Origin of the sequence: Aquipseudomonas alcaligenes NBRC 14159 (assembly GCF_000467105.1) — a bacterium.
Taxonomy (GTDB): Bacteria; Pseudomonadota; Gammaproteobacteria; order Pseudomonadales; family Pseudomonadaceae; genus Aquipseudomonas; species Aquipseudomonas alcaligenes.
In genome coordinates this window covers 78,184-91,065 of the sequence record NZ_BATI01000027.1, presented here as the reverse complement: position 1 = coordinate 91,065, position 12,882 = coordinate 78,184, and the positions used below count along the sequence as shown (strand labels likewise).

The 12,882-nt window shown below is 65.5% G+C and carries 11 protein-coding genes and 5 tRNA genes; 5 read left to right on the top strand and 11 right to left on the bottom strand.

What is annotated here, in order from left to right; genetic code table 11:
• Positions 1-84: 84 nt before the first annotated feature.
• The 8 genes from PA6_RS14775 to PA6_RS14740 all read right to left on the bottom strand — a co-directional run bounded on the left by PA6_RS14775 (position 85) and on the right by PA6_RS14740 (position 4,664).
• Positions 85-939 carry an alpha/beta fold hydrolase gene (locus PA6_RS14775; protein WP_021701738.1) on the bottom strand — a complete coding sequence of 285 codons (855 nt, stop codon included), beginning with the start codon at positions 937-939 and terminating at the stop codon, positions 85-87.
• A gap of 40 nt (positions 940-979) precedes the next feature.
• Positions 980-1,519: a TetR/AcrR family transcriptional regulator gene (locus PA6_RS14770; RefSeq protein ID WP_021701737.1), complete on the bottom strand. Its 540-nt coding sequence runs from the start codon at positions 1,517-1,519 to the stop codon at positions 980-982.
• A 167-nt stretch (positions 1,520-1,686) separates the two neighbouring features.
• Positions 1,687-1,762: transfer RNA gene (locus PA6_RS14765), tRNA-Glu, on the bottom strand.
• A 48-nt stretch (positions 1,763-1,810) separates the two neighbouring features.
• Positions 1,811-1,886, bottom strand: a tRNA-Ala gene (locus PA6_RS14760).
• Positions 1,887-1,929: 43 nt separating this feature from the next.
• A tRNA-Glu gene (locus tag PA6_RS14755) sits at positions 1,930-2,005 on the bottom strand.
• Between the two features lie 47 nt (positions 2,006-2,052).
• Positions 2,053-2,128 (bottom strand) — tRNA-Ala (locus PA6_RS14750).
• A gap of 112 nt (positions 2,129-2,240) precedes the next feature.
• The gene (gene gltX / locus PA6_RS14745; protein WP_021701736.1) at positions 2,241-3,722 is read right to left on the bottom strand and encodes a glutamate--tRNA ligase; all 1,482 of its coding nucleotides are present in this window, start codon (positions 3,720-3,722) and stop codon (positions 2,241-2,243) included.
• 27 nt (positions 3,723-3,749) lie between these two features.
• Complete coding sequence (locus PA6_RS14740) at positions 3,750-4,664, bottom strand: LysR family transcriptional regulator (RefSeq protein WP_021701735.1); 915 nt, start codon at positions 4,662-4,664, stop codon at positions 3,750-3,752.
• Between the two features lie 103 nt (positions 4,665-4,767).
• On the opposite strand from PA6_RS14740, the gene PA6_RS14735 reads away from it, so the two are divergent.
• From PA6_RS14735 to PA6_RS14725, 3 genes are read left to right on the top strand one after another with little or no spacing between them, the layout of a single operon-like run.
• The gene (locus PA6_RS14735) at positions 4,768-5,817 is read left to right on the top strand and encodes an HlyD family secretion protein (RefSeq protein WP_043216741.1); all 1,050 of its coding nucleotides are present in this window, start codon (positions 4,768-4,770) and stop codon (positions 5,815-5,817) included.
• A complete protein-coding gene (locus tag PA6_RS14730) occupies positions 5,807-7,357 on the top strand; it encodes an MDR family MFS transporter (RefSeq protein WP_021701733.1) in 1,551 nt (516 codons plus the stop codon). The genes PA6_RS14735 and PA6_RS14730 overlap by 11 nt, the downstream gene beginning before the upstream one ends.
• A gap of 29 nt (positions 7,358-7,386) precedes the next feature.
• Entirely contained in the window at positions 7,387-8,280 is an 894-nt protein-coding gene (locus tag PA6_RS14725; protein WP_021701732.1) for an EamA family transporter, read from the top strand.
• A gap of 111 nt (positions 8,281-8,391) precedes the next feature.
• Here PA6_RS14725 and uvrB read toward each other — a convergent pair whose 3' ends face one another.
• Entirely contained in the window at positions 8,392-10,407 is a 2,016-nt protein-coding gene (gene uvrB / locus PA6_RS14720) for an excinuclease ABC subunit UvrB (RefSeq protein ID WP_021701731.1), read from the bottom strand.
• A 167-nt stretch (positions 10,408-10,574) separates the two neighbouring features.
• Between uvrB and PA6_RS14715 the strand changes: the two genes are divergently transcribed.
• Positions 10,575-11,771 carry an amino acid aminotransferase gene (locus PA6_RS14715; RefSeq protein ID WP_021701730.1) on the top strand — a complete coding sequence of 399 codons (1,197 nt, stop codon included), beginning with the start codon at positions 10,575-10,577 and terminating at the stop codon, positions 11,769-11,771.
• Positions 11,772-11,840: 69 nt separating this feature from the next.
• Positions 11,841-11,916 (top strand) — tRNA-Asn (locus PA6_RS14710).
• A 151-nt stretch (positions 11,917-12,067) separates the two neighbouring features.
• On the opposite strand, the gene PA6_RS14705 is transcribed toward PA6_RS14710, so the two are convergent.
• Entirely contained in the window at positions 12,068-12,427 is a 360-nt protein-coding gene (locus PA6_RS14705) for a DUF5064 family protein (RefSeq protein WP_021701729.1), read from the bottom strand.
• Positions 12,428-12,493: 66 nt separating this feature from the next.
• Positions 12,494-12,811 carry a DUF2288 domain-containing protein gene (locus PA6_RS14700; RefSeq protein WP_021701728.1) on the bottom strand — a complete coding sequence of 106 codons (318 nt, stop codon included), beginning with the start codon at positions 12,809-12,811 and terminating at the stop codon, positions 12,494-12,496.
• Between the last annotated feature and the right edge of the window lie 71 nt (positions 12,812-12,882).

Sequence of the window (12,882 nt, the reverse complement as noted above, 5' to 3'; positions counted from 1 at the left end):
CCCACTGGCCGCGAAGCACAACTTCGGCTCGGTGGGCACATGGCAGGGAGTGTACCGCGTTAGTGCCGGCGTAGCGCCTGGCACTCAGGATGCGGCAGCCAGTATGCGGCGGTCGGCGGCGCCCTGCAGATCGGCGCTGCCAAGCAGCTCCAGCACCGCCTCGACCACCTGCCGATCGCCCAGCGGCTTGCTGTGACCACCGCGCTCCAGACGCAGCAGGCGGCTGCCGGGCCAGGCCGCGTGAATGTTCTGCGCCTCGCCAAAGGGCACCATGGGGTCGTCTTCGGCGTGCACCACCAGCCCGGGGAAATCCAGGCGATAACGCTCCACATCGAGCTGCGCGGCCGGCATGCCGGCGCTCTGTTCGACCATGCGCACGAAGCGCGCCCGCGCCTGCCGGGGCAACCCGACAAAGTGGGCGAAGCGCCGCAGCGCCCCGAGGATGCGCGCCGGCGCGGCGATGGTCACCAGCGCCTCGGTGCGCAGGCCGAGCTGGGTCGCCAGCAAGGCACTGGCACCGCCCAGCGAATGGCCGATCACCGCCTTCAGCGGCGGCAGCTCCCCGGCCGCCTCCAGCAGGGCGCGGGCGAACAGCACCACATTGGCCTCGTGCCCCGGCGAGCGCCCATGGGCCGGTGCATCCAGGGCGACCACACCATAGCCGGCACGCACCAGGGCGCGAATCAGCTCGGCAAACTGGGTCGGACGACCTTCCCAGCCGTGCAACAGCAGCACCGCCGGCCCCTGCCCCCAGCGCAAGGCAGACAAACCGAAGCGCAGGGTGACGCGCTCGGCCTCCGCCAGCAGCGGCAACTCCCAGTCGCGCGGCGGCAGCTCGCGCGGCGTCAGAAAGGCCCGGTGCATCTTGCTGGCCGCGAGATCCGGGGCCAGGCGACCAACCGTGGCGTTGAAGCCACGAATCCAGCTCATAGCACTCATCTTGTGTCTCCTCATCTCACGACCCGCCAGGCGGGCACACTCACATCACCGCCGATTTGGCGGCACGCAGAACTCGGTCGGACAACTCGCCATCGCCCAGGGCACGCGCCAGGGACAGGCCACCGATCATCAGGGCCAGGTCGGCCAACACCTGATCGGCCTCTTCGGGGCTGCCGGCCAGCTCCGCCACCATCAGCTCGACATGCTCGGTCAGCACGGCCCGGAACGGCTCCGGCAAACGCCCCATCTCAGCCAGCGCACTCGGCAGCGGACAGGCATCGGTGCCGGCATCGCGATGCTTGCGCGACAGGTAGAAGGCCGCTGTGAGCACCCGGCGCTCCTCGGCACCCAGGCTGTCATCCAGCTGCCGCAGCAGTTGCCGACGACGCGCGAGCAACTGGCCAAAGGCTTCCAGCATCAGCGCTTCCTTGCTCTCGAAATGACCGTAGAAGCCGCCAACGGTGAGCCCGGCCGCGCCCATCACTTCGCCGACACTGGGCTCCCGCGGGCCACGCCGGATCAGCGCGGCGGTGGCGGCATCGAGGATGCGTCCACGGGTCCTGACCTTTTTCTCGCGCATGGCGGCCTCCATCAGATTATGGTCTTAATATTATGATCATAATCAAATAACGCAAGCCGCTTTAGCGACCGCTCGTCGCGGGCCGTCAGGGAAGATTCGGGAGGTAGAAAAACAAAAGGGCCATTCCGAAGAATGACCCTTGAAGTCCGCAAAACGCGGAAAGAAAGTGGCGTCCCCTAGGGGACTCGAACCCCTGTTACCGCCGTGAAAGGGCGGTGTCCTAGGCCACTAGACGAAGGGGACAAAACCTTCGAAGAACAAGGCCAGCACTAGGCTGGCCTCGTCAGTGATTGGTGGAGCTAGACGGGATCGAACCGTCGACCTCTTGCATGCCATGCAAGCGCTCTCCCAGCTGAGCTATAGCCCCGGATTTTGCGTCTCTCGACGTGCAGTGCAAGCACTGCGTGAAGTGGCGTCCCCTAGGGGACTCGAACCCCTGTTACCGCCGTGAAAGGGCGGTGTCCTAGGCCACTAGACGAAGGGGACAAATCCTTCATTTACCCGAATGCGCTGGAATTCATTCGGTGGCAATTTGGTGGAGCTAGACGGGATCGAACCGTCGACCTCTTGCATGCCATGCAAGCGCTCTCCCAGCTGAGCTATAGCCCCGTCGCTTGGACGGGGCGCATATTAGGTTCGAGGGCCCATGCTGTCAACACTATTTTTCATTCGACTCGAATATTTTTCGTCGAAAGAACAAACACTTACCCTCGAACCCTGCTCAGCGGAAGCTTTCCAGCAGTTTCTTCCACTCCTTGCTCTCGCCATTACTCACACCGCCGAGCAGCTCGACGGCCTGGCGCAGACGGAAGCGCGACAAGTCGGCGCCAAGGATTTCCATGGCGTCCAGCACCGAAACCGAGCTGGCCTTGCCAGTGATGGCCGGGAAGATCAGCGGCATCAGGTCACGCAGCTTGAGGCCGAGACCCTCGCAGACGAACTGGATGCAGCCGGTGATCTTCTCCTTGTCCCACTGGCGCAGCGCTTCCAGCTCCCACAGCACCAGCTGCAGGGCCTGGCGTACCTGGTCCGGCGACAGCTTCTTGTGCGCCAGCAGCGCAGGATCGAGCTGCACGCCGCCGCTGAAAAAGAAACTGCCGAGCGGGGCGATGTCGCTGAAGGTCTCCACACGCTGCTGCACGTGCGGGGCGATCTGCATCAGGTACTGGGGGTTGAAGGCCCAGTCCTGCACGCGCTGGGCGAATTGCTCCACCGGCAGCTCGCGCAGCCACTGGCCATTGAGCCAGGACAGCTTCTCGATATCGAAGATCGGCCCGCCGAGCGAGACGCGCGACAGGTCGAAGTGCTCGATCATCTCGGCCAGGGAGAACTTCTCGCGCTCGTCGGGCATCGACCAACCCATGCGGCCCAGGTAGTTGAGCAGCGCCTCGGGCATGAAGCCCATACGCTCGTAGAAGGTGATGCAGGTGGGGTTCTTGCGTTTGGACAGCTTGGACTTGTCCGGATTGCGCAGCAACGGCATGTAGCAGAGCTTGGGCTGCTCCCAGCCGAAGTACTCGTAGAGCTTGATCAGCTTGGGCGCCGACGGCAGCCACTCCTCGCCGCGCAGGACGTGGGTGATCTCCATCAGGTGGTCGTCGACCACGTTGGCCAGGAAGTAGGTGGGCAGGCCGTCGGCCTTCATCAGCACCTGCATATCCATGCGATCCCAGGGGATCTCCACGTCGCCGCGCAGCATGTCCGGCACCACGCACACGCCCTCGCTCGGCACCTTCATGCGCACCACGTGCGACTCGCCGGCGGCGATGCGCTGCTGCGCCTCATCCGGGGCGAGGTGCATGCAGTGGCCGTCGTAGCGCGGGGTTTCCTTCTTCGCCATCTGCTCGGCGCGCACCTGGTCCAGGCGCTCGGCGGAGCAGAAGCAGGGGAAGGCATGGCCCTTGGCGACCAGCTCGTCCGAGTACTTCTTGTAGATCGCACCGCGCTCGCTCTGCCGGTACGGGCCGTGCGGGCCGCCGACGTCCGGACCTTCGTTCCACTCGATGCCCAGCCAGCGCAGGGCGTCGAAGATCTGCTGCTCGGACTCGCGGGTCGAGCGCAGCTGGTCGGTGTCCTCGATGCGCAGGATGAACTCGCCGCCGTGCTGGCGGGCGAAGCACAGGTTGAACAGGGCGATGTAGGCAGTGCCGACGTGCGGGTCACCGGTCGGCGACGGCGCAATGCGGGTGCGGACTTTGGTCATGACAAGTCTCGGAAACGAAGGAGTGGTTCAAAGGCGCGATGTTAGCAGGCCGGCGCCCGCCGGCTCCAGCAGCCCGGCCTGCGGCAGGCTGGCGATGAGGAAATCGAGAAAGGCCTTGACCTTCATCGCCTGGAAACGCCGCGACGGGTACACCGCATACAGCTCGCCAGTCGGCAGGCGCGCTTCGGGCAACAACTCGATCAGCTCCCCGTCCTGCACCGCTGCCTCGGAGATCATCACCGGCAATGCGGCAATCCCGGCACCGGCCAGCGCCGCCTCGCGCGCCAGGGTGATGTTGTTGCAGGCCAGCACGCGCTGGCAGGCGATGTTCTCGCCCAGCAGCGGCCAGTGTCGCGGGGAATCCACCGGCAGGTGGAGGGCGCGATGCCCGGCCAGCTCCTGAACGGTGCGCGGCGTGCCGTGCTGGGCCAGATAGGCCGGGCTGGCGCACAGGCGGCGGCGACTCTCGAACAGCTTGCGCGCGATCAGCGTCGAGTCGCGCGGCTGGCCGACCTGGATGGCAATGTCGACGCCCTCCTCCAGCGGATCGACATCACGCGAGGTCAGCTCCACCTCGGCACTGATCTGCGGGTACTGGCGCATGAACTCGCCCAGCACCCGCCCCAGAAACAGCTGGCCGAACTCGATGGGCGCGGTGATCCGCAGCAATCCAGAGGGCGCCTGCTGCAACTGCATCACCGCCTGCTCGGCCTCGGCGAAGTCGAGCATGATCTGCCGGCAGCGCTCGTAATAGGCCTGCCCCACCTCGGTCAGGCGCAGCTTGCGCGTGGTGCGGTTGAGCAGGCGCACACCAAGACGCTCTTCCAGCAGCGCTATGCGCCGACTCACCGTGGACTTCTGCATGCCCAGGCTCTGCGCAGCCTGGGTAAAGCTGTGGCACTCCACCACGCGAGTGAAGATCAAGGCATCATCCAGCCCCATTATTGTTCCCCATAAGCAACAAAGTTTGCGAATTCTACCGGCTACTTACTTAACGGCAACACTGTTAAATTTGCTTACACTCTGCCAGTCGTTCGAGTTCGCCATGTCCGCCCAGTTACAACGCCGTCTGTCCGTCTTCGTCGCCCTCCTCGCCCTGATCGCCGCTGGCCTGTTCGGCCACTGGCTGCTGGTCGGGCGCTTTCACGAAAGCACCGACAACGCCTACGTACAGGGCGAGATCACCCGGGTTTCCAGCCAGCTGGGCGCGCGTATCGAGCAGGTGCTGGTGGCGGACAACCAGCACGTGGAAAAAGGCCAGCTGCTGCTGACCCTGGAGGCCGCCGATTTCCAGCTGGCTCTGGAGCGCGCCCGCGCCGCCCTGGCCACCCGCGAGGCGGAACTGGCGCAGGCACAAAGCCGCCTGGACCAGCAGGCCAGCCTGATCGCCGCCAGCCAGGCCGATGTGGCCGCCGGGCAGGCCACCTTGAGCCGCACCCAGATCGACCTGTCGCGCGCGCAGACCCTGCGCAAGCCGGGCTATGTCTCCGAAGAACGGGTCACCACCCTGTCCGCCGACAGCCGCGTGGCCCGCTCGCAGCTGTCCAAGGCCGAAGCCGACCTGGCTGCCCAGCGCCAGCAGGTGGATGCCCTGCAGGCCGACATCAAGCGCCTCGAAGCGCAGATCGCCAACGCCCGCGCGGAAATCGCCCAGGCCGAGCTGAACCTGGCGCGCACCGAGATCCACGCGCCGATCAGCGGCACCATCGGCCAGCGCTCGGCGCGTGAAGGCCAGGTGGTGCAGGCTGGCGCCTACCTGCTGTCGATCGTGCCGAACGACGCCATCTGGGTGCAGGCCAACTTCAAGGAGACCCAGATCGGCCGGATGCAGGTCGGCCAGAGCGCCGAGCTGATCTTCGACGCCTATCCGGACACGCCCATCGAGGGCCGCATCGACAGCCTGTTCGCCGCCTCCGGTGCGCAGTTCAGCCTGCTGCCGCCGGACAACGCCACCGGCAACTTCACCAAGGTGGTGCAGCGCATTCCGGTCAAGCTGACCTTCGCCGCCGACAACCCGCTGGCCGGCAAGATCCGCCCGGGCATGTCGGTGGAAGTGCAGGTCGACATCGCCAGCGACGCCCAGCATGGCGGCTGACGAACTGCTGCGCCCACAGGGAGAGCCCAGCCGGCGCGACTGGATCGCGGTGATGAGCGCCATGCTCGGCGCCTTCATGGCGGTGCTGGATATCCAGATCACCAACTCCTCACTGAAGGACATCCAGGGCGCGCTGTCAGCCACCCTGGAGGAAGGCTCGTGGATCTCCACCTCCTACCTGGTGGCCGAGATCATCATGATCCCGCTCACCGCCTGGCTGGTGCAGCTGCTCTCGGCCCGGCGCCTGGCGGTGTGGGTGTCGGTCGGCTTCCTGATCTCCTCGCTGCTTTGCTCCATGGCCTGGAGCCTGGAGAGCATGATCGCCTTCCGCGCCCTGCAGGGTTTCACCGGCGGCGCGCTGATCCCGCTAGCCTTCACCATGACCCTGATCAAGCTGCCCGAACATCACCGGGCCAAGGGCATGGCGCTGTTCGCCATTACCGCCACCTTCGCGCCCTCCATCGGCCCGACCCTGGGCGGCTGGCTCACCGAGAACTGGGGCTGGGAATACATCTTCTATATCAACGTGCCACCCGGCCTGCTGATGATCGCCGGCCTGATGTACGGCCTGGAGAAGAAGGCGCCGCACTGGGAATTGCTGAAGAGCACCGACTATGCCGGCATCGTCACCCTGGGCCTGGGCCTGGGCTGCCTGCAGGTGTTCCTCGAGGAAGGCCATCGCAAGGACTGGCTGGAGTCGAACCTGATCGTCGGCCTGGGCAGCGTGGCGGCCGTCTGCCTGGTGCTGTTCGTCATCCTGCAGCTGTCGCGCGACAACCCGCTGATCAACCTGCGCATTCTGCGCGAGCGCAACTTCGGCCTCACCAGCATCTCCAGCCTGGGCATGGGCCTGGGCCTGTACGGTTCGATCTACCTGCTGCCGCTTTACCTGGCGCAGATCCAGGGTTACAACGCCCTGCAGATCGGCGAGGTGATCATGTGGATGGGCCTGCCGCAGCTGTTCCTCATCCCGCTGGTACCGCAGCTGATGAAGGTAATCTCGCCGAAGTGGCTGTGCGCCATCGGCTTCGCCCTGTTCGGCGCCTCCAGCTTTTTCTCCGGCACGCTCAATCCGGACTTCGCCGGCGAGCAGTTCAACCATATCCAGCTGATCCGCGCCCTCGGCCAGCCGATGATCATGGTGACCATCTCGCTGATCGCCACGGCCTATATCCAGCCGCAGGACGCCGGCTCCGCCTCCAGCCTGTTCAACATCCTGCGCAACCTCGGCGGCGCCATCGGCATTGCCCTGCTCGCCACCCTGCTCGACAGCCGCGCCAAGACCTACTTCGACTACCTGCGCGAGGCCCTGGTACCGGGTAACCCGCAAGTGGACGAACGCCTGGTCCTGCTCACCGAGCAGCTTGGCAGTTCACAGGCGGCGCTGGGCAAGCTCAGCGAGATCACACATCAGCAGGCCGCGATCATGGCCTACAATGACGCCTTCCATTTCGTCGGCATTGCCCTGGCCATCAGCATGCTCGCCGTGCTGCTGACCCGCAGGCTGCCCGCCGGCGCCACCGGTGGCGCGGCACACTGAGCCCGCCGCCTCATGCTTCTGGTTGCACCATGCCTGCCTCGCGTTACCGCTCGTTCCTGCTGCTCGGCGCCTTTCTCGTCATCTATATCGGTTGGGGCACCACCTACCTGGCCAATCACTTCCTCCTGCGCGAACTGCCACCCTTCGTCATCGGCACCCTGCGTTTCTGCCTGGCCGGCCTGCTGGCCCTGCTGTGGGTAGCGGCGCGCGGCGGCCTGCGCGTGCAAGCCAGTGACTGGGGCGGTGCGCTGATCGGCGGCCTGCTGCTAATCGCCGTCGGTCAGGGCGCTCTGATCTACGCCAACCAGCACCTGCCGACCGGCATGCTGGCCATCCTCTATGCCTCGCTGCCGCTGTGGAGCGTGCTGCTGGAGTGGCTGCTGCAGGACCGCCCGCCACTCTGGGTAGTGCTTGGCCTGGCCATCGCCAGCGCCGGCATTGTCCTGCTGATGGGCGGCGGCCTGAGCGCAGCGGCCGGCCCCATGCAATGGCTGTCCGGCGCCCTGGTGCTGCTGGCCACCCTGCTCTGGGCCATCGGCGCCTGGTGGCTGCGCCAGCGCGCGCCCTTTGCCTCGCCGGCCACCGGGCTGGGCCTGCAGATGCTGATCGGCGCAGTGGTGCTGGGTGGCCTGGGGCTCTGGCATGACGACTGGCAGGCCCTGCAGCTCGGCGAGCTGTCCGTGCAGGGCTGGCTGTGGCTGGCCTACCTGGTGCTGCCGGTCAGCCTCGGCGTGTACCCGGCCTATTTCTGGCTGCTGCGCGAAGTGAAGCCGAGCCTGGTGTCGACCTTCGCCTTCGTCAACCCGGTGGTGGCGCTGCTGCTCGGCTACCTGATCCTCGACGAACGCCTGAGCCTGTCCGCCGGCATGGCCTGCGCGGCGGTGCTGGTCGGGGTGTCGATGATCATCTTCGGACGGCGCTAAGCCCCCGTAGGGCGGGTAAAACCCGCGAGCCTCGACCGCCACGCTACGCCTTCCCTGTAGCCCGGATGCAATCCGGGGGCGCTTCCCGGATTGCATCCGGGCTACAGGAGCTCAGACCTGCAGCAGGCGGTCACGCAGCTTCTGGATCTCGTCGCGCAGCTGCGCGGCGGCCTCGAACTCCAGGTCGCGGGCCAGCTGGTACATCTTTTCTTCCAGCTGGCGGATGCGCTTGGTGATCTCGCTCGGCGAGCGCAGCTCGGCCTCGTAGCGGGCGCTCTCCTCCGCTGCCTTGGCCGCTGCCTTGCGCTTGTTGCTGCGTGCACCGGGCACCACGGCGCCTTCGAGGATGTCGCGGATATCCTTCTTGACCCCCTTGGGCACGATGCCGTTGGCCTCGTTGAAGGCCAGCTGCTTGTTGCGCCGCCGCTCGGTCTCGCCGATGGCGCGCTCCATCGAGCCGGTCATGTTGTCGGCATAGAGGATGGCCTTGCCGTTGAGGTTGCGCGCGGCGCGGCCGATGGTCTGGATCAGCGAGCGCTCACTGCGCAGGAAGCCTTCCTTGTCCGCATCGAGGATGGCCACCAGCGACACCTCGGGCATGTCCAGGCCTTCGCGCAGCAGGTTGATGCCCACCAGCACGTCGAAGGCGCCGGTACGCAGGTCGCGGATGATCTCCACCCGCTCCACCGTGTCGATGTCCGAGTGCAGGTAGCGCACCTTGACGTCGTGGTCGGCCAGGTAGTCAGTGAGGTCCTCGGCCATGCGCTTGGTCAGGGTGGTGACCAGCACCCGCTCCTCGACCGCCACGCGCTTGCGGATTTCCGACAGCAGGTCGTCGACCTGGGTACGTGCCGGGCGCACCTCGATCAGGGGGTCGACCAGGCCGGTGGGGCGCACCACCTGCTCGATCACCCGCCCGGCATGCTCGGCCTCGTAGGGGCCGGGCGTGGCGGAGACGAAGATGGTTTGCGGGCTGGCCGCCTCCCACTCCTCGAAGCGCATCGGCCGGTTGTCCAGCGCCGAAGGCAGGCGGAAGCCGTACTCGACCAAGGTTTCCTTACGCGAGCGGTCGCCCTTGTACATGGCGCCGATCTGCGGAACGGTGACGTGGGATTCGTCAATCACCAGCAGCGACTCGGCCGGCAGGTAGTCATAAAGAGTGGGCGGCGGCTCGCCTGGCGCGCGACCGGAGAGGTAGCGCGAGTAGTTTTCAATGCCATTGCAGTAGCCCAGCTCGAGGATCATCTCCAGGTCGAAGCGGGTACGCTGCTCCAGGCGCTGCGCCTCCACCAGCTTGTTGTTGGCACGCAGGTAGTCCAGGCGCTCCTTGAGCTCGACCTTGATGTGCTCCACCGCCTCCAGCAGGGTCTCGCGCGGGGTCACGTAGTGGCTCTTGGGGTAGAAGGTGAAGCGCGGCAGCTTCTGGATCACTTCGCCGGTCAGCGGATCGAAGGCCGCCAGGCTCTCCACCTCGTCGTCGAACAGCTCGACACGGATCGCCTCCAGGTCCGATTCGGCCGGGAAGATGTCGATCACGTCGCCGCGCACGCGGAAGGTGGCGCGGGCGAAGTCCATGTCGTTGCGGGTGTACTGCAGCTCGGCCAGGCGGCGCAGCAGCGCGCGCTGGTCCATTTTGTCGCCGCGATCGATGTGCAGCACCATTTTCAGGTACTCCTCCGGGCTACCCAGGCCGTAGATGGAGGAGACGGTGGCGACGACGATGGCGTCCGGCCGCTCGATCAGCGCCTTGGTCGCCGACAGACGCATCTGCTCGATGTGGTCGTTGATCGAGGCGTCCTTCTCGATGAAGGTGTCCGAGGCCGGTACGTAGGCCTCCGGCTGGTAGTAGTCGTAATAGGAGACGAAATACTCGACCGAGTTGTTCGGGAAGAAGCTCTTGAACTCGCCATACAGCTGCGCCGCCAGGGTCTTGTTCGGCGCCAGCACCAGGGTCGGCCGCTGCACCTGGGCGATCACGTTGGCGATGCTGAAGGTCTTGCCCGAACCGGTCACGCCCAGCAGGGTCTGGTGCGACAGGCCGGCCTCCAGGCCCTCGACCATCTGGCGGATCGCCTCGGGCTGATCGCCGGCAGGCTTGAAGCGGGTGACGAGCTGAAACTGCGACATGATCAATCCTCTGTGACGCGCCGCTGCGGCGAGCGTCAAAGCTTGGAATTGGGCGCTGGCGCTGTCGCCGCGCACAACCGGGGTGGCTATAATAGCGGCCCCTTTATGCAACCCCCTAGCGGGCGTTGCCGCATCCCAACCTTCTCCTCTCCGAGACCGCCGCAATCATGAGTCTGTTCTCCGCCGTCGAAATGGCGCCGCGCGACCCGATCCTGGGCCTGAATGAAGCCTTCAACGCCGACCCCCGTCCGCACAAGGTCAACCTGGGCGTGGGCGTTTACTTCACCGAGGAGGGGCGAATTCCGCTGCTGCGCGCCGTGGCCGAGGCCGAGAAGGCGCGCATCGAGGCCCACGCGCCACGCGGCTACTTGCCGATCGAGGGCATCGCCGCCTACGACAGCGCCGTGCAGAAGCTGCTGTTCGGCGCCGACTCCGCCCTGCTGGCCGAAGGCCGCGTGGTCACCACCCAGGCCGTCGGCGGTACCGGCGCACTGAAGACCGGCGCCGACTTCCTCAAGCGCCTGCTGCCGAACGCCGTGGTCGCCATCAGCGACCCGAGCTGGGAAAACCACCGCGCGCTGTTCGAGTCCGCCGGCTTCCCGGTGCAGAACTACCGCTACTACGACGCCGCGAGCCATGGCGTGAACCGCGTCGGCCTACTGGAAGACCTCAAGGCCCTGCCGGCCCGCTCCATCGTCGTGCTGCACGCCTGCTGCCACAACCCGACCGGCGTCGACCTGAGCCTGGATGACTGGAAAGCCGTGCTGGAAGTGCTGCGCGAGCGCGAGCACGTGCCCTTCCTCGACATCGCCTACCAGGGCTTCGGCGAGGGCATCGACCAGGACGCCTTCGCTGTGCGCCTGTTCGCCGAGTCCGGCCTGCCCTTCTTCGTCTCCAGCTCGTTCTCTAAGTCCTTCTCGCTGTACGGCGAGCGCGTCGGCGCACTGTCCATCGTCACCGCCAGCAAGGACGAAGCCAGCCGCGTGCTGTCGCAGGCCAAGCGCGTGATCCGCACCAACTACTCCAACCCGCCGACCCACGGCGCCACCGTGGTCGCCAGCGTGCTCAACAGCCCCGAGCTGCGCGCCCTGTGGGAGCAGGAACTGGGCGAGATGCGCGAGCGCATCCGCGACATGCGCCTGGCCATGGTCGAGCAGCTGGCCGCCCTTGGCGCCAAGCGCGACTTCAGTTTCGTTGCCCGCCAGCGCGGCATGTTCTCCTACTCGGGCCTGACCGCCGAGCAGGTCGAGCGCCTGAAGACCGAGTTCGGCATCTACGCCGTCGGCACCGGTCGCATCTGTGTCGCCGCGCTGAACCGCAACAATCTGGACGCCGTCACCAAGGCCATCGTCCAGGTGCTCTGAAACAAATCGAGGAAGTCGCCTTCCGGGTGTTGACTTCCCCTTTTTAATCAGTAGGATACGCACCGCTGTTCCGCGATAGCTCAGTCGGTAGAGCAAATGACTGTTAATCATTGGGTCCCTGGTTCGAGTCCAGGTCGCGGAGCCAAATTCAAAAGCCTCAGGTGAAAGCCTGGGGCTTTTTTATTGCCTGCCGAATTCTCGCAGCGCTTGCTTGCACTCAGCTCCTGAGCCCGCCCTACTTACCGTGACCAATAAAAAGCCCCGCAGAGGCGGGGCTTTTTATTATTAGAAGCGGCTCAGAGCCCATCCTTCTCCAGGTGATCGAAATTCACCGTCTCACCCGGCTTGGCCCCCAGCTTGTCACGGATGTCATTGAACATCCGGTCGAACTCATCGTGACCGCGCATGATCAGCGAGTGATTGGTCGGGAAACCATGCTTGGCCGCCACGCGCGAGATTACGCTGGCGAAGTTGAACGCGGTGTCGCGATGCAGCTCGAACTCGTCCTTGAATGCCCTGCCGGCGATCTGTCCTTCCATGCGGAAGTGGACCATCTGACCTTCCTTGGGGTCGTGGCGCACCTCGTAGAAAAGATCAACGGCGAAATCCAGTTGGCCAGGCAGACTGGCTCTGTGTAAATGCCCCGGTTCAAACATGGCGCCTCTCCTTGCTGGTCAAAAACCTCATTCTAGACCAGCAATACAGCACGCAAATGACCCTGATCAGTGCAGTGATGCACCAGCGCCGCGCTCCTGGATCAGTACCCAGGGTGACACCACCACCGCCCAGAGTTCCGGATCACGCGCGAGGTAGTCCTGCGCCAGTGCCTCAGCGACCTTGGCCAGCTGCCCGGCCTGCAGCCAGGCCGCGACTCGGCTGCGATCGTCCTCGGCCACGGCCTGCGCGACTTCCACCAGGTCCATGCTGGCGGCAACCCACAGCAACTGGCCGCGGGCGAAGAAGGGTTGGAGCTCTGCCCAGGAAATCCTGGCCGTCTCGCCAAGAAGCTTGGCATAAAGGGTGCTTGTCTGTTCGGTCATGACTCGTTCTGGGTAGAAAGTACACGGCGCGCCATCATAGCGCCGGCCTCTCACCAGACAAGTCCAACCTC

Bases quoted from the DNA above. Each gene is read 5' to 3' on its own strand.
- PA6_RS14775 (WP_021701738.1), bottom strand. From the start codon at position 939: ATGAGTGCTATGAGCTGGATTCGTGGCTTCAACGCCACGGTTGGTCGC.
- PA6_RS14770 (WP_021701737.1), bottom strand. From the start codon at position 1,519: ATGCGCGAGAAAAAGGTCAGGACCCGTGGACGCATCCTCGATGCCGCC.
- gltX (WP_021701736.1), bottom strand. From the start codon at position 3,722: ATGACCAAAGTCCGCACCCGCATTGCGCCGTCGCCGACCGGTGACCCG.
- PA6_RS14740 (WP_021701735.1), bottom strand. From the start codon at position 4,664: ATGGGGCTGGATGATGCCTTGATCTTCACTCGCGTGGTGGAGTGCCAC.
- PA6_RS14735 (WP_043216741.1), top strand. From the start codon at position 4,768: ATGTCCGCCCAGTTACAACGCCGTCTGTCCGTCTTCGTCGCCCTCCTC.
- PA6_RS14730 (WP_021701733.1), top strand. From the start codon at position 5,807: ATGGCGGCTGACGAACTGCTGCGCCCACAGGGAGAGCCCAGCCGGCGC.
- PA6_RS14725 (WP_021701732.1), top strand. From the start codon at position 7,387: ATGCCTGCCTCGCGTTACCGCTCGTTCCTGCTGCTCGGCGCCTTTCTC.
- uvrB (WP_021701731.1), bottom strand. From the start codon at position 10,407: ATGTCGCAGTTTCAGCTCGTCACCCGCTTCAAGCCTGCCGGCGATCAG.
- PA6_RS14715 (WP_021701730.1), top strand. From the start codon at position 10,575: ATGAGTCTGTTCTCCGCCGTCGAAATGGCGCCGCGCGACCCGATCCTG.
- PA6_RS14705 (WP_021701729.1), bottom strand. From the start codon at position 12,427: ATGTTTGAACCGGGGCATTTACACAGAGCCAGTCTGCCTGGCCAACTG.
- PA6_RS14700 (WP_021701728.1), bottom strand. From the start codon at position 12,811: ATGACCGAACAGACAAGCACCCTTTATGCCAAGCTTCTTGGCGAGACG.